Origin of the sequence: Fulvimarina fulva (genome assembly GCF_039652615.1) — a bacterium.
GTDB lineage: Bacteria > Pseudomonadota > Alphaproteobacteria > Rhizobiales > Rhizobiaceae > Fulvimarina.
The window spans coordinates 326,021-344,762 of the sequence record NZ_JBDJAC010000002.1; the positions used below are offsets into that span (position 1 = coordinate 326,021).

Annotated in this window: 14 protein-coding genes; 2 read left to right on the forward strand and 12 right to left on the reverse strand. The window is 63.5% G+C overall.

Annotation, left to right across the window (positions count from 1 at the left end; genetic code table 11):
* Positions 1 to 47: 47 nt before the first annotated feature.
* Complete coding sequence (locus ABDX79_RS05080; protein ID WP_346219169.1) at positions 48 to 899, reverse strand: fumarylacetoacetate hydrolase family protein; 852 nt, start codon at positions 897 to 899, stop codon at positions 48 to 50.
* A 263-nt stretch (positions 900 to 1,162) separates the two neighbouring features.
* On the opposite strand from ABDX79_RS05080, the gene ABDX79_RS05085 reads away from it, so the two are divergent.
* Complete coding sequence (locus ABDX79_RS05085) at positions 1,163 to 1,639, forward strand: BA14K family protein (RefSeq protein ID WP_346219170.1); 477 nt, start codon at positions 1,163 to 1,165, stop codon at positions 1,637 to 1,639.
* Positions 1,640 to 1,721: 82 nt separating this feature from the next.
* Here ABDX79_RS05085 and ligA read toward each other — a convergent pair whose 3' ends face one another.
* Positions 1,722 to 4,190 carry an NAD-dependent DNA ligase LigA gene (gene ligA / locus ABDX79_RS05090; protein WP_346219171.1) on the reverse strand — a complete coding sequence of 823 codons (2,469 nt, stop codon included), beginning with the start codon at positions 4,188 to 4,190 and terminating at the stop codon, positions 1,722 to 1,724.
* A 343-nt stretch (positions 4,191 to 4,533) separates the two neighbouring features.
* On the opposite strand from ligA, the gene ABDX79_RS05095 reads away from it, so the two are divergent.
* Complete coding sequence (locus ABDX79_RS05095; RefSeq protein WP_346219172.1) at positions 4,534 to 4,728, forward strand: type II toxin-antitoxin system RelE/ParE family toxin; 195 nt, start codon at positions 4,534 to 4,536, stop codon at positions 4,726 to 4,728.
* Positions 4,729 to 4,740: 12 nt separating this feature from the next.
* Here ABDX79_RS05095 and ABDX79_RS05100 read toward each other — a convergent pair whose 3' ends face one another.
* From ABDX79_RS05100 to ypfJ, 10 genes are all read right to left on the reverse strand, one after another.
* Complete coding sequence (locus ABDX79_RS05100; RefSeq protein ID WP_346219173.1) at positions 4,741 to 5,847, reverse strand: FAD-dependent oxidoreductase; 1,107 nt, start codon at positions 5,845 to 5,847, stop codon at positions 4,741 to 4,743.
* A 1-nt stretch (position 5,848) separates the two neighbouring features.
* On the reverse strand, positions 5,849 to 7,519 hold the full coding sequence (gene recN / locus ABDX79_RS05105) for a DNA repair protein RecN (RefSeq protein WP_346219174.1): 1,671 nt from the start codon (positions 7,517 to 7,519) through the stop codon (positions 5,849 to 5,851).
* A gap of 182 nt (positions 7,520 to 7,701) precedes the next feature.
* Complete coding sequence (locus ABDX79_RS05110; RefSeq protein ID WP_346219175.1) at positions 7,702 to 8,499, reverse strand: outer membrane protein assembly factor BamD; 798 nt, start codon at positions 8,497 to 8,499, stop codon at positions 7,702 to 7,704.
* 174 nt (positions 8,500 to 8,673) lie between these two features.
* The gene (gene lpxC, locus ABDX79_RS05115) at positions 8,674 to 9,612 is read right to left on the reverse strand and encodes a UDP-3-O-acyl-N-acetylglucosamine deacetylase (protein ID WP_346219176.1); all 939 of its coding nucleotides are present in this window, start codon (positions 9,610 to 9,612) and stop codon (positions 8,674 to 8,676) included.
* A gap of 305 nt (positions 9,613 to 9,917) precedes the next feature.
* Entirely contained in the window at positions 9,918 to 11,498 is a 1,581-nt protein-coding gene (gene ftsZ, locus ABDX79_RS05120) for a cell division protein FtsZ (protein WP_346219177.1), read from the reverse strand.
* 139 nt (positions 11,499 to 11,637) lie between these two features.
* Positions 11,638 to 12,963 (reverse strand): cell division protein FtsA, encoded by a 1,326-nt coding sequence (ftsA, locus tag ABDX79_RS05125; protein ID WP_346219178.1) that lies wholly within the window; start codon positions 12,961 to 12,963, stop codon positions 11,638 to 11,640.
* Positions 12,964 to 12,968: 5 nt separating this feature from the next.
* Positions 12,969 to 13,853 (reverse strand): cell division protein FtsQ/DivIB, encoded by an 885-nt coding sequence (locus ABDX79_RS05130; protein ID WP_346219179.1) that lies wholly within the window; start codon positions 13,851 to 13,853, stop codon positions 12,969 to 12,971.
* On the reverse strand, positions 13,841 to 14,764 hold the full coding sequence (locus tag ABDX79_RS05135; RefSeq protein WP_346219180.1) for a D-alanine--D-alanine ligase: 924 nt from the start codon (positions 14,762 to 14,764) through the stop codon (positions 13,841 to 13,843). Before ABDX79_RS05135 ends, ABDX79_RS05130 begins: the two co-directional genes overlap by 13 nt.
* A 607-nt stretch (positions 14,765 to 15,371) precedes the next feature.
* A complete protein-coding gene (glyS, locus tag ABDX79_RS05140; protein ID WP_346219181.1) occupies positions 15,372 to 17,564 on the reverse strand; it encodes a glycine--tRNA ligase subunit beta in 2,193 nt (730 codons plus the stop codon).
* Between the two features lie 152 nt (positions 17,565 to 17,716).
* Positions 17,717 to 18,631, reverse strand: coding sequence for a KPN_02809 family neutral zinc metallopeptidase (ypfJ, locus tag ABDX79_RS05145; protein WP_346219182.1), 915 nt, complete (start codon positions 18,629 to 18,631; stop codon positions 17,717 to 17,719).
* Positions 18,632 to 18,742 lie beyond the last annotated feature (111 nt).

Sequence of the window (18,742 nt, forward strand, 5' to 3'; positions counted from 1 at the left end):
ACGACCGGGAGGCCGAACCTTTACGCGGCCAGCGCGCCAAAGGCCGTTCAGCCGGGCGTTCTCGCGACCACAACCTGCCGCTGCTCGCCGAGATGACTGCCGCCAAGAGTGATGATATCGCCCTCTTTCAGAAATTGCGGCGGTTCCATGCCCGCACCCACGCCCGAGGGCGTTCCGGTGGTGATCACGTCGCCCGGCTCCAGGACCATGAACTTCGAGAGGTAGGAGACGATGAAGGCGGATGAGAACAGCATGTCGCTGGTCTTGCCGCGCTGCTTGATTTCACCGTTGACGCTGAGCCAGAGTTCAAGACCTTGCGGATCGCCGAGACGATCCGGCGTCACCAGCCATGGGCCCAAGGGCCCGGTGAACGGGGAGCTCTTGCCCTTGATGAACTGGCCGCCCCGCTCTTTCTGGAAGGACCGTTCGGAGATGTCATTGCACAGGCAGAAGCCAGCGACATGATCCATCGCCTCGGCTTCGGAAATGTCGTACGCTTTGTCCCCGATGACGATGGCAAGCTCCACCTCCCAGTCCAGCTTGGTGGACCCCGGCGGGATCGGAAGATTGTCGTGAGGACCGCAGATCGACGACGGCGCCTTTGAAAAAACCAGAGGCTCCTTTGGCTTTTCGGCCCCTGTCTCCGCCGCGTGATCGGCATAGTTCAGCCCGATCGCGATAAAGTGACCGACGTGGCCGACCGGAGACCCGAGACGATGGGACGGGTCGACCTTCGGCAGGCTCTTCGGATTGATCGCCGCCAGCCGCTCCATGCCGTGCCGCGAAAGGACATCGCCCGCAATGTCATCGATCTCGTCCGAAAGGTCGCGCATGACCTGCTCGTCGTCAATGAGCCCAGGCTTTTCCGCGCCCATTTCACCATATCGCACTAATCGCATTTTCAATCCCCTGAGCTCGTCGCATTCACATGTATCGATCCGGCAAGAACAACATTGCGTCCCGCCGCGTTCAGTCCAGCGTGAGATAGACGAAAAGAAATGGTACTCCGCCACGCGCGATAGACCGAAGCCGCAAAACTTGGGAAACGGGCACCACACGCAAGAGTGAAGCTCCGGATTGAACCTTCGGCCGGAAACGTCGTTCACCGGATGTTCAGATCGAGGGGCGCTTCATGAAGTCCCCCTTTGGATGAGGAAATCCGATGTCGCTCTTCAAGTCCCTCAGTTTCAGAATAATGGCGCTGGCTCTCGCCTTTTCGCTTGCGCCGGCAACGATGCCCGCTGGCATGTCCCTCCCCGGTATCGGCGTCACCGCCGCGAAGGCTGATCCCTATTACCGTGTCTATCGCGGCGATCGCGGTTATCGAGGCGGTCGGCACTATCGCGGGCACCGTGGTTATGGCCATCGCCGCCACTACCGCGATCGTGGCAATGCCGCAGCAGCAGCCGTGATCGGCGGTATCGTTGGCCTGGGTGTGGGCGCTGCGATTGCCAGCCAGCAGCCGCGTTATTACCAGCCCCGTCCGGTCTACCGCACCCGCCCCGTATCGCGCGGTTATGGCGCCCCGCGTCCGTGGACGGGCGAATGGTATCGCTATTGTGCGGCCCGATATCGGTCCTTCGATGCCCGCTCTGGCACGTTCCAGCCCTATCACGGCCCGCGCCAGATCTGTCGCTAAGCGCGTCAGTCAAACGCTTCGAAAACGCCGCCGGCTCATCGGGTCTGGCGGCGTTTTCGTATCAAGACGACAGGCTGAAGGCTCAGTCGGGTGGCGTGCGTCCGATGCGCTCGAACCACCCCGCCTCGTCGATGACCTCGATGCCGAGTTCGCTCGCCTTCTTCAGTTTCGAGCCTGCACCGGGCCCCGCAACCACGAGATCTGTCTTCTTCGACACCGAACCCGAGGTTTTGGCCCCAAGGCTCTCGGCCATTTCCTGGGCCCCGTCACGGGTCATCTTTTCAAGCGAGCCCGTGAAGACGATGGTGAGACCGGCGACCGGCGATCCGTCCGCCGTCTCAGCCATCGCGATCCGCTCGTTCGTAGTCGAGACGCCGGCCTTCAGAAGCGCGTCGACCGCCTGCCGGTTGTGCTCCTCGGCGAAGAAGTTGATCAGCGCCTCAGTCGCGACCGTGCCGATATCGCTGTCCGTCGTGAGATTGAGATAGGATTGAACCGGCGCCGTGCGTTTGGCTTCAAGGATCGCCGCGCGGATGCCGGCCGCATCTTCGAAGCGCTCCTTGAGGCTCCTGCGCCGGGTGACGTTCAGCCCCGCTGCGGGATCGCGCGTCGGATCATACGCCTCGTCCTTCAGCTTCGTCTCATCAAGTTCGAGAAGCTGCTCGAAGCTCTTGTCGCCGATTCCCTTCAGGGAAGAGAGCGTCACCCAAGCCTGACCCGGCCTGCCTTTCGCCGCCCCGTCGACACCCTCGATCAGCGAAGCGACATCCGGGAAATGGCGCGCGAGTGCTTTTGCCGTGGTCTCGCCAATGTTCGGAATACCGAGCCCGAAGATGAACCGTTCAAGTGGCAGGGTCCGGCGCGCGTCGATCGCATCGAAGAGGTTCTGCGTGGTCTTCGTATAGTCGTAGCTGCGCTCATCACTGCGCGCCTTCGGCTCGCGCCCCTCGGCTCGCGCGGCTTCGTCCTCGGCTGCCTCCCGTTCGCGGCGGGCCGCCAGCGCCCGCTCCTCGAGCAGCGTCTTGGTCTTTTCGAAATCGAGAGTGAAAATATCCGCCGGCTGCCTGACCAGCCTCGCATCGAACATCGCCTCGACCAGCGTGTCCCCAAGACCGTCGATGTCGAAGGCCGAGCGCGAAACGAGATGCTTCAGCCCTTCGCGCCCCTGAGCCGGACAGGTCAGCCCCGCTGTGCAGTGCCGCTTGGATTCGGGGCGACCGGTGCGCGGGTTCATCTCGCGCACGGCGTTCGAGCCGCAGACGGCGCAATGGGTGGGAAAGACGTAAGGCTTCGCATCCGCCGGCCGCTTTTCGGCCACCACGTCGATGATCTGCGGAATGACGTCGCCGGCCCGCTGCACGACCACCGTATCGCCGATGCGAATATCGAGCCCGCTTGGGCGGATCGTCTCGCCATCGGCATCGATGCCGGCGATATAGTCCTCGTTGTGGAGCGTCGCATTGGAGACAACCACACCGCCGACCGTCACCGGCTTCAGCCGGGCGATGGGATTGAGCGCGCCCGTGCGTCCGGTGGTGACATCGATGCCGACGAGAACCGTCGTCGCCCGTTCGGCGGCGAACTTGTGGGCGATCGCCCAGCGCGGAAAGCGCGAGACGAAGCCGAGTTCTTCCTGCAGCGAAAGGTCGTCCACCTTGTAGACGACACCGTCGATATCGTAGCCAAGGCCCGCCCGGTTTTCCTCGATGCGGCGGTAATGCTCGATCAGACCGTCGATCGTCTCGAAGCGCTGCATGAGGTCGTTGACGGGAAAGCCGAACCTGCCGATCGCGGCGACCACTTCGGTCTGGGTCTCGCCTGGCACCTCGCTCACCTCCCCCCAGGCATAGGCGAAGAAGCGCAACGGCCGTGACCGGGTCACCTCCGCATCCTTCTGGCGCAGAGAGCCGGCGGCCGCATTGCGCGGATTGGCAAAGCGCGGCTTGCCCGCCGCTTCCTGCCGCTCGTTGAGCGCCGCGAAATCGGCATGGGCCATGTAGACCTCGCCGCGCACCTCGAAGATTTCCGGGGCGTCTTCGATCCGCGCAGGAATGTCGTCGAGGGTCCGTGCATTGGCGGTCACATCCTCGCCAACCGTTCCGTCACCCCGCGTCGCGGCGGTTTCCAGCACTCCGTTCACATAGCGCAGCGACAGCGAGAGACCGTCGATCTTCGGCTCGGCCGTGATCCCCAGGCGATCGCTTTCCTTGAGCTTTGCCATACGCCGCACGCGCTTGGCGAAATCGGCAACGTCCTCCTCGGTGAAGGCGTTGTCGAGGGACAGCATCGGCACGGCATGGCGGACCTTGGCAAAGGTCGTCGAGGGCGCCACTCCGACACGCTTCGACGGCGTGTCATCCCGAACGAGGTCCGGAAACCGCGCCTCGATCGCCATGTTCCGACGCCGCAAGGCGTCGTAGTCGGCGTCTGACAACGTCGGGGCATCCTCGCCATAATAGGCACGGTCACTCTCGGCGATTTCGCGTGCAAGCCGCTCCAGCTCGGCAGCAGCTTCCGCCTCGCTCAGGTTCTCGACCGGTTTTTCGGCCATGTGTTGCGCTGCTCCCGTCGATCTCTGCTCGTCAAGAATGGTCCATAGCGCACCCGCGCCTCAAGTCGAATGGCTTTGTGGACATGTCACTCTCCGCTGTCTCGAAGCATCGAAATCCCTATCTTGGGCTGATCACCAGACCGATTGCAGGAGGCGCAACGACGCTGCGAGCCGGGAACAGCGCCTTGAAGAGATACGGAAAAAGGTGCGCAAGTCTCTCGCCGATCCTCGCCCTTCGGTCCCGATCAAGGAGACTTTCGAACGCATCGAGCAAAAGATCAAAGCGTCGCGGTAATCGATGCAAACATCGCCGATACGTCTATCGGAACAAGCGATTATCGACTTGAGCGAGATCGGCGATGCGCCCTCTGGCGGCGTGGCTCGCCCCGATCTTGGCGAAGATATTCGGATGGTGCCGTTCGAGAAATCGGCCGTCATTCTTTACACCGTTGGCGAGAAAGACGTTGTGATCCTCAACGTTTTCTATGGAGGCAAGAACTACTCCGCAATCTTCAGAGCCGACACGGACGCGACTTGATGATCTCTCGGTCTAAAGCCATTCCGGCTGCGGCAGGTCCAGCGCGAGAAGCCGTGTTGCAATCCGCTTTCGCACAATGCGCAGCCGCAAGGCCACCGGCAGGCCAAAGCGCAAGCCCGCTCCCATCCAGGCCGGCGGTGCACTGATCATGTCCGTCATCGTCCGCGTCTGTTCAAGCACCTTCCTGACGCTCGGCATGCGGCGCATTTCATATTCGCTGGCGCGGCCCTCGCTCAAGAGAAAGGCCAGCCAGGCGGCATCCCAGATGCCGAGATTCATGCCGCGTCCGCCCACCGGCGAATGCTCGTGCGCGGCATCGCCAGCGAGAAACACCATGCCCCGCGCCATCCGCTCCGCATGCTGGAATGCGACCTTGAAAGAGGACATCCATCCGACCGAGAGGATGTCGTCGCGCTCGTTCACGAGCGTTTGCGGATCATCGACCACACCGATCAACCGGCCGAAGTCGGATGCGAAGGGTAGAAGCGCTCGTGTTCCATTGGCCCCGCCGATGGAAAGCTGAGCGCAATCGGGGTCAATCGGAGTCTTGAGATGGATATCCGCCAGCGCGAACTCTGTCGCATAGCGCTCGCCCACCCGAGGGATGTCGAGGAGGCGCCGCACGGTCGAACGCACGCCGTCGCAGCCTGCGAGCGCATGGGCTTCGATCCTCTCGCCGGTCGAAAAAATCGCCGTCGGAGACCGCGTGTCTTCAAAGCCGATCAACGAAACACCCCATTCGACCGTGACGCCGCGCTCGGACAGCCAATCGATCAGCGCCCGCTCCGTACGGCCCTGAGGCAGAGAGAGGATGAACGGCCTCGGGGTATCGGCGGCATCGAGCGACACTTCGACCGTCGGCCGACCATTCCAATGGACGCGAAAACGGCGAATCGGCTGACCTTCTTGAAGAAGTCTTTGCGTCACACCGGATGCTTCGAGTACGGCCAGCGTCGTGGGCATGATTGCCAGCGCGCGCGACTCGTCCGGCGAAGTCGGGCCATCGTCCTTGTCGACGATCCGAACGCTCAGGCCCCGCCTGACAGCCTCTACGGCAAGCGCCAGGCCGACAGGTCCGGCCCCGGCAACGACGATCGGCTTGCCGGGGATCGTGGACATGTCAGGCTCCCAGTCCAATCAACTGGGCGGCTGCAGCCCTCGCCTCGTCGGTCACCGTTTCGCCAGCCAGCATGCGCGCGATCTCTTCGCGCCGGGTATCGCTCTTGATCTCGACGACCCGCGTCGCGACCCGGTCGGCTTCCTCTGTATCGGCCTTGGAGATCAGAAGATGTGTCGCAGCCCGTGCCGCGACCTGCGGCGCATGGGTCACGGCGAGCACCTGAACGGTCTTGGAAAGCCTTGCGAGGCGTCGTCCGATCGCATCGGCCACGGCACCGCCTACGCCGGTATCGATCTCGTCGAAGACCAGCGTCGGAGCAGATCCCCGGTCGGCAAGCGCAACTTTCAGCGCGAGCAGGAAGCGTGAGAGCTCGCCGCCGGAGGCGACCTTCATCATGGGTCCGGCGCGCGTGCCAGGATTGGTGCGCACGTGGAATTCGATCTCGTCGATTCCGCTTGCGCTTCCCTTCTCGCCGGTCCGGGCGATGTTGACGATGAAGGCCGCGCGTTCGAGCTTCAGGTCCGGCAGTTCCGCCATCACCGCCTCGGTCAGCGTTTCGGCCGTTTCCCGGCGGCGCTCCGAAAGCCGCGCGGCAAGCTCGTCGAAGGTCTTGCGGCGCGAGGCCACTTCCGCTTCGAGCTTCTGGACCCGCTCTTCGCCGGCATCGAGCTCGGCGAGATCGCCCACCATTCTCGCGGTGAGATCCGGCAGTTCGTCCACGGGCACGGAGAATTTCCGGCTCGCCGCACGCAGCGCGAAGAGGCGCTCCTCGGCCTGCTCTAGGGCGCGCGGATCGAATTCCAGCGAGCGCATCGCGGTTTCGAGCGCCATCTGCGCGTCTGACAGAGCGTCGACGCCCGCGCCCAGACGATCGATCACCTCGTCGAGGAGGCCCGGCACGTCGTCACGCTTGCGGTCGAGGCGCTTCAGAAGGTTGACGAGCGCGGGCATCGGCGAGGTCGGGCCCGACAATTCGTCATTGGCGTCGTTGACGTCTGTCGCGATCTTTTCGGACTTCATCATGATCGCGCGCCGTTCGGCGAGCTCTTCCTCTTCGCCCGCCAGCGGCGCAAGTTCGGAAAGTTCCTCGACGCTCGCCCGGAGATAGTCCGCCTCGCGGGCGGCTTCCTCAACCTTCTTCAGATGCTGGTCGAGTTCCGTCCTCGCCCGTCGCCAGGCACTGAACGCAGCGCCCACCTCGGCAACCATTGGCTGAAGCCCGCCAAAGGCGTCGAGCAGATCGCGATGGGCATCCGCGTCGACGAGGGCACGGTCGGCGTGCTGTCCGTGAATCTCGACCAGTGCTTCGCCGATTTCCCGCATCAGGCCGACGCTCGCCGGCCGATCGTTGACGAAGACCCGCGTCCGCCCGTCGGCGTTCTGAATGCGTCGCAGGATCACGTCGCCATCGTTTTCGTAGCCATTCTCGCTGAGAATCTCGCGCACCTTGTGGCCGCCAGGCAGGTCGAAGACCGCAGTCACCTCGCCTCGCTCGGTTCCGTGACGAACGAGCGAGCCGTCGCCTCGTCCTCCAAGGGCGAGCGACAGTGCATCCAGCATGATCGATTTGCCCGCACCGGTCTCGCCGGTCAGGACGGCAAGTCCTTCCGTAAGAGACAGATCCAACCGTTCGATGAGGACGATATCGCGGATTGCGAGGTGAACGAGCATGTCCAGGCTTGGGTGGGCGCGAAGAAATGGCGAGCGATGGCGGCGCGGAGTTCGATCCGCTCCGGCTGGCCCTTAGATAGGTGAAAGCGGGTCGCTTGCATATCCTTCGAACGAAAACGGCCCGCCAAGGGGCGGGCCGGTTCGCGAATATAATGCCGGGTTGCGGGCCTGCGGGCTTCGCGTCAGCCGCGGCCCTGCAGGAGCGCGTATGAATCCTTATACCATTCGGAGTCCGGATAGTTCTGGCCGAGAACCGAAGCGGAGGCCTGCGCCTCGCGTACGAGACCCATGGCATAATAGGTCTCGGTCAGGCGCGCCAGCGCTTCCTCGACCTGACGGGACTCCGGATAGACTTCGACCACGTTCTTGAAGCGGTTGATCGCCGCGACGTATTCGCTGCGTTCCTGATAATACCGCCCAACCTGCAACTCCTTGCCGGCGAGCTGATCGCGGGCAATGCGGAGTTTGGTCTGGGCATCCGCGACATATTCGGAATCGGGATAATCGTCGATCACCGCGCGCATGGCCTGGGCCGTGCGTCCGGCCGCCGTCTGGTCGCGGGTGATATCGGGGATCTGCCGCCAGTAGGACAGGCCCATGATATATTGCGCGTAAGCTGCGTCCTCGGTGCCGGGATAGAGCGACAGATAGCGCTTGGTGGCGTTGATCGCCTCCTCGTAGTCACCGGACCGATAGCTGGTGAAGGCCCCCATGACGAGCGCCTTGCGCGCCCAATCCGTATAGGGATGCTGCCGGTCGATCGCCCGGAACTTCGCAGAGGCTTCTCCCAGATTGCCACCCTCGAGATTGGCGAGTCCCTGATTGTACAGAACCTCCGGCCGCTCGGTCTGTGCGGCAAGCGCCAGCACGTCGACGTCGGAGCCGCCATCGGACATGCAACCCGAAGAGAGAGCTGCCGTCGAAGCGACGATAACGGTAAGCGAAGCTTTGCGGATAAACGCGCCGAACGTCGTCATCATCCCTTGATCATCCCCCTGTCGGTTTCCCCTGTCTCGAATGCGGTCACATCCTTGCGGGAAAAACTCAATACCCCGATCGCTTCTGATCGGTGTGAGACGGCGTTTTTATGACGAAGTGGCCCTGCGCGGACATGCAAATCGACTGTATCGGACCGCCAGAGGCGCATCCGACAGTCAAATCATCTGCGGGCCGTAAGCAGGCGCGGCGACCGCAACCAGCGGCGCGTGACGGACCGGATCGGTCCGGCGCGCCGGAAGCTCGACGATCTCATAGGCCGACGGATCGGCCAGGAGCGCCTGAAGCGCCATCGCGTTCAGGCGGTGACCACCGCGATAGGACGCGTAGCAGCCGAGAATGCGCGCTCCGGCCAAAGCTTGATCGCCCACGGCGTCCAGGGCCTTGTGACGCACGAACTCGTCTTCGTAGCGAAGGCCATCGGGATTGACGATGCCGCCGTCGACATCGATCACCACCGAGTTTTCAAGCGACGAGCCGAGAGCGTAGCCAGCGGCCCAGAGGCGCTCCACATCCTTCATGAAGCCGAAGGTGCGGGCCCTGGCGAGATCACGCTTGAACCGCTCGGGCGTCAGGTCGGCCGCATAGGACTGTCTGCCGATCGCGTCGCACTCGAAGTCGATCTCCACCTCGAAACGCGTCGCGTTGTGCGGGCGATACTCGGCGCGGGCACCGTTGTGCTCGACCGTGACCGTCTTCAGGATCTTGATGTAGCGGCGCTTGACCGGCTGGCTCACGAGGCCGGTTTCGTCGATCGCGGAGATGAAGGCCGAAGAGCAACCGTCCATGATCGGGGTTTCGCCCGAATCGATCTCGACGATCGCGTTATCGACGCCAGCTGCGTAAAGCGCGGCCATCAGGTGCTCGATGGTTGCGATCATAACGCCGTCACCATCGCCGATCATCGTGGAGAGATCGCCAAGCGGCGCGTTCGTCGAAACTGCCTGGATGTCGCGAACCGCGCCATCGTCGAGACGGCGGCGGAAGATGATTCCGGTATCGGCGTCCGCGGGAATGAGGTTCAACGAGACAGGCATGCCGCTGTGAACACCAACGCCGTTGAAGCTGATATGTGCGGCGATCGTCTGCTGGTACATCAACACTTGAAGCAACCTTTCCCACCACACTTCCGGCTCGCCTGAGGCGACCCATGAAACGGCCGGTGGATTTCCCCTCGGATCCGGGACCCTGTGGCTTGGCACCCCCATGCCGCGCCGACCCCGATGTCGTGAATGATTACCTAGATTGAGGTTGCCAGATAGCCAAATCACGCTTCTTTACTTCGTGTTACCGGTAAAGCTCCAAACCAGAATAGAAAACATTCATTTACAATAACTTACAACGGAAAAGGCCCGCCGGTACAACCAGCGGGCCTGTGTCCAATCTGCAATAGACAGAGCGTTTAGTTCGCCTGACGCCTCAGGAAGGCGGGGATCTCAAGATGATCCTCCTCCGCGAGGCCCCTCGGCTGAGGTGCGGGGCGAGCCGCGGACTCCGTCGCCTGGCGGCGGGGAGCCGGCTGCGGCGCAGCTGGCTTCGGCGCTTCGGCCTTGCGCTGTTCGGGCGCTGCGAACTCCTCGGCATCGTCTCGGCGGGACAGGCCCGTCGTCAGGCGGCGCAGGAGGCCCATCGGTCCCTTGTCGTCGTTCGAGTATTCGGCCTGGGCGGCGCGGTTCTCGATCTCGGTCTTCAGCACCGGCGGGAAGTCCTCGATCTTCGGCATGCGAGCCTGAGGCGCCGGAGCGGCCTGACGGTTCATCTCGGGAGCGACCTGCGCGATCTCGGCTGCGAGAGCGGCCGTGAAGTCGTCGTCCATGTCGATGTCGTCATTGCTCGTTGCGCGCGGCTGCGGAGCCGGAGCTGCAGGCTTCGGTGCCGGAGCTGCGGCAACCGGAGCCTCGACCGGCTTCCTCTCGGCGACCGGAGCTGAGGCCGGAGCCGGCTTGGCCGGAACCGAAGGCGTTGCTGCGGCCGGACGCTGGGCGGGCTCGGGCCGGCGCATCGGCTTGTCCTCAACGATCTTGTCGATGCCCGTCGCGACGACCGAGACCCGGATGACGCCTTCGAGATTCTCGTCGAAGGTTGCACCGAGAATGATGTTGGCGTCGGAATCCACCTCTTCGCGGATCCGCGTTGCCGCCTCGTCCACTTCGAACAGCGTCAGGTCGCGGCCGCCGGTGATCGAGATCAGGAGGCCTTTGGCGCCCTTCATCGAGGTTTCGTCGAGCAGCGGATTGGCGATCGCAGCCTCGGCGGCGGCGAGCGCGCGGCCCTCACCCGAAGCTTCGCCCGTGCCCATCATGGCCTTGCCCATCTCGCGCATCACGGAACGCACGTCCGCGAAATCGAGGTTGATGAGGCCTTCCTTGACCATCAGGTCGGTGATGCAGGCAACACCCGAATAGAGCACCTGATCGGCCATGCCGAAGGCATCGGCGAAGGTGGTCTTGTCGTTGGCGATCCGGAACAGGTTCTGGTTCGGAATGACGATGAGGGTATCGACGTTCTTCTGAAGATCCTCGATGCCCTGATCGGCGATCCGCAGGCGGCGCTGGCCTTCGAAGTGGAACGGCTTGGTGACGACGCCGACGGTGAGGATGCCCTTTTCGCGGGCAGCCTTTGCGACGACGGGAGCTGCACCCGTGCCCGTGCCGCCGCCCATGCCGGCGGTGACGAAGCACATGTGCGAACCGAGCAGGTGATCGCAGATCTCGTCGATCGACTCTTCGGCGGCCGCACGGCCGACCTCGGGCTGGGAACCAGCGCCCAGACCTTCGGTGACGGCGACGCCCATCTGAACCACGCGTTCGGCCTTGGACGAACGGAGCGCCTGCGCATCGGTGTTGGCGATGACGAATTCGACGCCCTCGAGCCCAGCGCTGATCATGTTGTTGACCGCGTTGCAGCCACCGCCACCGACGCCGAAGACGGTGATGCGGGGCTTCAGCTCGGTGATGTCGGGCTTGTTGAGGGTGATGCTCATTGCCTTGATCCTCTCTCCAGATTCCGAGGCCGTTCTTGCCGCGCGGCCGGATGATGCTTTTTGGTCTCGGGCGACGCGCGGCACGCGCCGTTTCTTTTCTCAGGTGCCGGTCCGCCGCGAGGGGTCAGACCGGCGGTGTTCAGATGCTTCGTTTCAGCCAGGTTCCGAACCGGCCCGCTCTGGTCGACTGGTCGAACATGCGGGCGGCGATGGATGTCGTCGCGACGGTCTCGCGATGAACCACCTGCGGGTAGATCAGGAGGCCGACGGCCGCTGAAAACGCAGGCGATTTGTGCGCGGTCGTCAGCCCCGCGACGCCGACGGGACGGCCGAGGCGGACATTGCGCTGAAGGATGGCCCGGGCCGTATCGGGCAGGCCCGAAAGCTGGCTCGCCCCACCGGTCAGCACGACGCGCTTGCCGATGACGTGGCCGAGATTGGAGGCGTTCAGCCGGTCGCGGACGAGTTCGAGGATCTCTTCCACGCGTGGCCGCACGATCTTCGAAAGGGTCCCACGCGAAACCGTGACGGTTTCGTCATTGCCGCCCTCGCCAAGCGAGGGAATGGTGAGAATCTCGTCCTCATCGGCCAGATGGGGCATCGTGGACGCGTTCACGACCTTCAGACGCTCGGCATCGGCCGGATGGATGGAGAGACCGCGCGCGATGTCCATGGTGATATGGCTGCCACCGATGGCCACCTGATCGGCATAGACGAAGTGGCCGTTGTGGAAGATCGCGATCGTCGTCGTGCCGGAGCCCATGTCGATCGCGGCCGATCCCATGGCGGCCTCGTCCTCCACCAGCGTTGCGAGCGCGCTCGCATACGGCGTTGCGACGAAGGCCTCGACCTCGATATGCGCCTCGTTGAGCGCGGCCTCGAGATTGCGGAGCGGCACTTCCTCGGCCGTCAGAACATGCATGTCGGCGCTGAGCGTTCCCGCCGCCATGCCAACCGGGTTCTCGACACCGCCCTCGCCGTCGATCGCAAGATCGAAGGGCACGGAGTGAAGCGCGAGTCGCGTCGGCTCGAAGCGAATGCGGGCCGCCTGGGATTCGACGAAATCGACATCCGACTGGGTGATTGCCGTCAACGGATTGAGCGTCGCGCTGCCGCGATAGCTCTTGAGACGACCGGCCGTCAGCGAGACGATGAGCGAGCCGACGGAAAGACCGGCCGCAGCCTCGGCGGCGTCCACGGTCGCGCGGATCGCTTTCGCTGCGGCCTCGATATCGATGACGTTGCCGGATTTGACACCGCGGGAGCGCTGATAGCCGACGCCGAGCACCTCGATCGTGTGGCTTCGATCACGCAGCACCTCGCCTTCCGGGCGCGGACGCAGCTTGCCGATCATGCAGGACATCTTCTCGGAGCCGATGTCGAGCACGGAGACGATCTGCGTGCGCCGCGAAGACAACGGCTTCATGCGTGGCACGTCGGATGTTTTGCGGAAGAGGAAACTCATGACCTTCAGCCCTTCGACCGCTGCTTGAGGATTTTCGTGCGCTCTTTGAGCGCGGCGTTGCGGCGCTCCAGCGCCTCCGGCGTAAGCTTCACCACGATGCGGTCGCTCACGCGCATATCGACGGCAAGGATGTCGCGGCCCAGCAAGTTCTGCTCTCGATCCATACGCGCGACCTCCGACAGTGCCGCGATCGGCTCATTTTCCGGCAGGCGAATCGTGACCCCATTGTTCAGGGCAAGATCCCATCGCCGGTCTCCGACCCGAACGTAGGCTTTCACGCTTGCGCGAAGCTCGGGAAACTCTTCCATTTCATCGAGAATTCGCGCTGCGGCCGTGGGCGCGCCCTCGCCCACCACGACCGGAAGAATGTCGAAACGACCCGGCGTGAAGGGCACGATCCGGGTGCCTTCCCGATCGACAATCATGAAGCTCTCACCGCTCTGCCAGACGGCATAGGGGCGGTGTTCGATCAAATCGATGCCGATCCGGTTGGGGTAGTATTTCGAAACCGACGCACGCTCGATCCAGGGCATCGCCTCGATGCTTTCCTGGGCGAGAGCCGGATCGAGGCTCAGTAGTGTCTGCGCGCCGGTGCCCCAGAGTGCCTGCAGGATATCGATCTCCGACGTCTCGGTATTGCCGGACACCTCGATCGTCTCGATCGAAAAGCCGAGCGGCATCGCGATGCCGTCGATGACCGCCGTCGTGTGACCGCCGAGTACGATGCCGTATGTGATCGAACCAGCTACGAGACCGCCGGCGATGAAGCCGAAGCGTGGCAGCCGCAATTCGGCGAGCCGACCCGCGAACTGTTCGATTCCCGCCGCCGAGCGGCGCGCCAGTGTCTGCGCCGACCCGAGCGGATTGAAGGAGCGCCTCACCTCTCGCATGACGCATCCTCCACCATCCAGCGCAGCAGTTCGCCGAAGCTGTGGCCGGCTTTCGCCGCGATGTCCGGCACCAGCGAGACAGGCGTCATGCCGGGCTGCGTGTTGATTTCGAGCCAGGCGATCTCGCCGCCGGCGCCGAAGCGGTCGTCATATCTAAAGTCGGAACGCGTAACGCCCCGGCATCCGATGGCGCGATGGGCGAGCAGCGACCATTCCTGGACCTTGCGGGCCACATCGGAAGGGATGTCAGCCGGCACGATGTGGACGGAGCCGCCATCGGAATATTTCGAGTCGTAATCGTAGAAGGCGTGACCCTCCGTCGTGATCTCGCAGACATCGAGGGCCACATCGCCCATCACGGCGCAGGTCAGTTCGCGGCCATGCACGAACTGCTCGACGAGCACGTCGTCGCCGAAGGTCCATTCGGGCGATGAGAGCGATTGCGGCGGATGCGACTGGTTCTCGCGCACGATGATGACGCCGAAGCTCGAACCTTCCGCGATCGGCTTGATCACGTATGGCGGGCTGTAGGGGTGCTTGTCGAAGATGTCCTGGCGCTTGATCACCTTGCCCTTGGCGACCGGAACGCCAGCCGTCATCGCGACGGTCTTTGCGAGGAGCTTGTTCATGGCAAGCGCCGAGGCGGTCACGCCGGAATGGGTGTAGGGGATCTGAAGATATTCGAGGATGCCCTGGATGCGGCCGTCCTCGCCATAAGGCCCGTGCAGGGCGTTGAAGGCGACATCCGGCTTCAGGTTCGCGAGCGTTTCTGCGATCGACCGATCGACATCGACGCGCGAGACCTGAAAGCCTTCCGCTTCCAGCGCATCCGCGCATGCCTCACCCGAGCGCAGGCTCACCGGCCGCTCGGAGGAAAAACCGCCCATCAGTACCGCGACATGCTTGGCCATCGGTTACCAAAACCCCTGCATTCAAGTTCGAAATGACCATCGCAGGGATTTGGTTAAGCGGTGGTTAACGCGCGCAATTTGTGGAAAGGTCTAGGAAACGATCCTCAATGAAATCTTATGAAGACGCTTTTCTGTTGCAGCCGCGCAGCACTGTTGCAGTTGGGGCGCAATAGATCGCTCGATCAGGACGCATATTCGCTCGCAGCCGATGGCAGGTGCGACAGAGCATGCGCCGAAAGCTTCGGAAATAAGCGGCATAGGGTCGGCGAGCAGAATATGGGAAAAAGCACGAGTGCCGGCTTTCCGCCCGCTTATACCGGCGGACCTTTGAAACCATCGGTTTCATGGGTCGTCGGCAGCCCGAGCGGCGTTTGAGCCGTTTGCCGGGCGTGGATTGACCCAACGGGTCAATTCATTCGTCCGGCGGTATTACAGCCTCGCGGGCTGAACACGGTCAAGCGCGGCTTCCGGTCCGGTCAAATGCCCTCGCGCCTCAAGAGCGCATCATCCAAATCGAATGAATGGTCGATCGGACGAGAGTCCGGAATGCCTCGCAAAATGCCGAGCGACGGGACAAATCGGAACTAAGGATGGAGCGGTGCCGCCCCTACCCAGAGATCTTCGAGAAGTCGGCGACCTTCTCGCAGGCCGCACGAATGCGGGCGAGAAGCGCGAGGCGATTGGCCCGCACGGTTTCGTCCTCTGCGTTGACGAGAACCTTGTCGAAGAAGGCGTCCACCGGAGCGCGTAGCTTGGAAAGCCCCGCCATCGCCTGCCCGTAGTCGCGCGTCTCCAATGCCTCGGCGACCTCGATCTCCGCCCGGTCGATCGCGCCGGCAAGCACTTTTTCCTCATGCTCGCCGTTCGCAGCGATCCAGTCGGCGTCGAATTCGGCGCCGATCGTCGTGCCCTTCTTTTCCTCGGCGGCGAGGATGTTGGCCGCACGCCGATAGCCGGCGAGAAGGTTCTGCCCGTCTTCGGTGCCGAGAAATGCACCAAGCGCCTCGACGCGGCGCGTGATGTCGAGAAGGTCGTCATTCGCCTGATCGCCGGAGCCAGAGAGGACAGCATCGACGAGGTCGTGGCGCGCACCGGAGTCGCGGAGCTGCACTTTCAGGCGGTCGTGGAAGAAGGCGAGGAGATCATCGGGAATGTCGAATTTGCCGAAATTCAGCACCAACCGGTTCTCGACCAGAATCCGAATCGCGCCCAGCGCCGCGCGCCTCAACGCATACGGGTCCTTGCTCCCCGTCGGCTTCTCGTCGATCGCCCAGAAGCCCACCAGCATGTCGAGCTTGTCGGCGAGCGCAACGCAGATCGCGACCGGATCGCGCGGCACCTGATCGCCGGGGCCGAGGGGCTTGTAATGCTCCTCGATCGCCGCCTGGACGGACGGATGCTCGCCCTGAAGCTCTGCGTAATAGCGCCCCATCAGGCCCTGAAGCTCGGGAAATTCGCCGACCGCCTCCGTCGGCAGATCGGCCTTGGAGAGCACCGCCGCACGGCGCACCGTGCTTCTCAATTCGCCCGCTGCGAACGCATCTTCGCTGGTCGCAACGCCATTGCCGGTGACCTGCGCCGCAATCTCACCGGCGATCGCCTCGGCCAGCGCCGCGATGCGCTGCACGCGCTCCCCTTGCGTGCCAAGCTTGGCGTGGAAGGTCACACCGAGCGCATCGAGCTTCGCCATCCGCTGGTCGAGCGGTTTTGAAAGATCGAGCCTGAACGTTTCCGCCGAGGATTTGAGACTCTCAAGATCCGGCAGGTCGGCCTGATCGGTTTCCCAGAAATAGAGCGCGTCCGACAGCCGGGCCCGCACGACCTTGCCGTTGCCCCGCGCGATCTCCTCGCCCCCATCGCTCGCCTCGATATTCGAGATGAGCACGAAGTGATTGGAGAGTTTATTGTCGGAACCGACCGGCCGCGTGACGAAGCACTTCTGGTTCACCTTGATGGTGAGCTGGATCACCTCGGGCGGAATCGCGAGGAAGGCCTCGTCGAACGTGCCCATCAGCACGACCGGCCATTCGACCAGCCCGGACACCTCTTCCAGCAGCGCCTCGTCCGGCACCACTTCCAGTCCCAGCGCGAAGGCGCGGTTCTCAGCGTCGGTGCGGATCATGTCCTTCCGGCGCTCGGCATCGAGGATCACATGGGCCTTTTCCAGCTTGTCGACATAGTCGTCGAAGCGGCGCACAGTGAATGGCTCGGGCGCATGAAAGCGGTGGCCCGCCGTCATATTCCAGGAACGAATGCCGGAAATCTCGAAGTCGACGACCACCGGCTCCTCGGTCTCAGGACCGAAGGTGCAGAGGATCGACTGGAGCGGCCGCACCCAGCGCATCGAGCCCGGTTCGCGCGAGGCCGGGCCCCAGCGCATCGACTTCGGCCAGGGGAAGTTGCGGATGATGCCGGGCATCACCTCCGCGATGATCTCTTCGGCCGGGCGGCCGGGCTTCTTGATGACCGCGACGTAGAAATCGCCCTTCTTCGGATCCGAACGCGTCTCGGCCTCCTCGATGGACGAAAGGCCGGCCCCACGCAAAAAGCCCTGGATCGCCTTTTCCGGCGCATCGGTGCGCGGGCCCTTGCGCTCCTCGCTCACATCCTTCGAGGCCGCATCTACACCGCGAACGTCCAGCGTCAGCCGGCGCGGCGTCCAGTATTCCCGCGCGCCCTCATAAGTGAGGCCGGCTTCGACCAGCGCATCGGTGACGAGCTTTTTGAGGTCTCCCGCCGCCTTGCGCTGCATGCGGGCAGGAATTTCCTCGGAGCGAAGTTCGAGAAGAAGGTCGGGCATTATCAGAAGTCTATCTCGTTGAGTGCGCCGCCTTGCACCACGGCATTCGGGCGAATGCAAGCTTCAGCCTGGAAGAACAAACGAAAGTGGCTCACCAACCCAGATGCGCGGCATGATCGAGTCACGCGGCGATCTTTTAAATTGAGCCGATCCTATATCCTTCCCTCCAGCGTATCGCATGCGCCGAAATCGCCGGTCTCATAGCCGCGCTTGAACCATGTCTGCCGCTGCTCCGAAGTGCCGTGGGTAAAGCTGTCCGGCACCACGGTGCCCTGGCTGCGGCGCTGCAGGGTGTCGTCGCCGATCTGGAAGGCGGCATTCAGCGCCTCGTCGATATCGCCCGGCTCTACAAAGCCGGCGGCGCGCGTCTCGTGCGCCCAGATGCCGGCGTAACAATCGGCCTGCAGCTCGACACGCACCGACAGCGCGTTCGCCTCATCCTGCGGCAAGGTGCGCCGGGCCTCGTTCAACTGACCGAGAACGCCGGTGAGGTTCTGGATGTGATGGCCCACCTCATGGGCAACGACATAGGCCTGCGCGAAGTCGCCCGGCGCGTTGAGCTGCTGCTGAAGCTGATCGAAGAAGGAAAGGTCGATATAGAGCTTCCGGTCACTCGGGCAGTAGAACGGGCCGGTCGCAGCGCCCGCGATTCCGCAGGCGGACTGGACGCGGCTGTTGAAGAGAACCAGCGTCGGCTCGGGATAGGTCTCCCCGGCCTCCTGGAAGCGGCGCCCCCAGACATCCTCGGTATCGGCGAGAACCGTCGCGACGAAGTCGTCCGTCTCGCCCGGCGTCGACTGAACGCCGCCGCCTGACGGGCCTGTCTGGCTTGTCTGATAGCTGCCCTGCCCGCCCGGATCACCGCCGAGCAGCGCGATCGGATTGATGCCGAAGACGAACCAAGCGATTGCGCCGACGATGATCAGTCCGACGAGGCCGCCGCCGGACTTGACCGGGATGCGCAGCCCGCCGCCACCGCCTCGCCGGAATCCGCCGGGCGAAAAGCCGCCGCCGCTACCTCGCCGATCCTCGATATTGCTCGACTGTCTCCGTCCGCGCCAGCGCATATACGTCTTGCTCCTGTTGATCGGAGAGACATTTGCGCAGCGCGAGATAAGTCAATATGAGGATCGAGCGCTTTCAGGGTTCTTTGAGATGCCCGTCAGCCTGCGGATCGC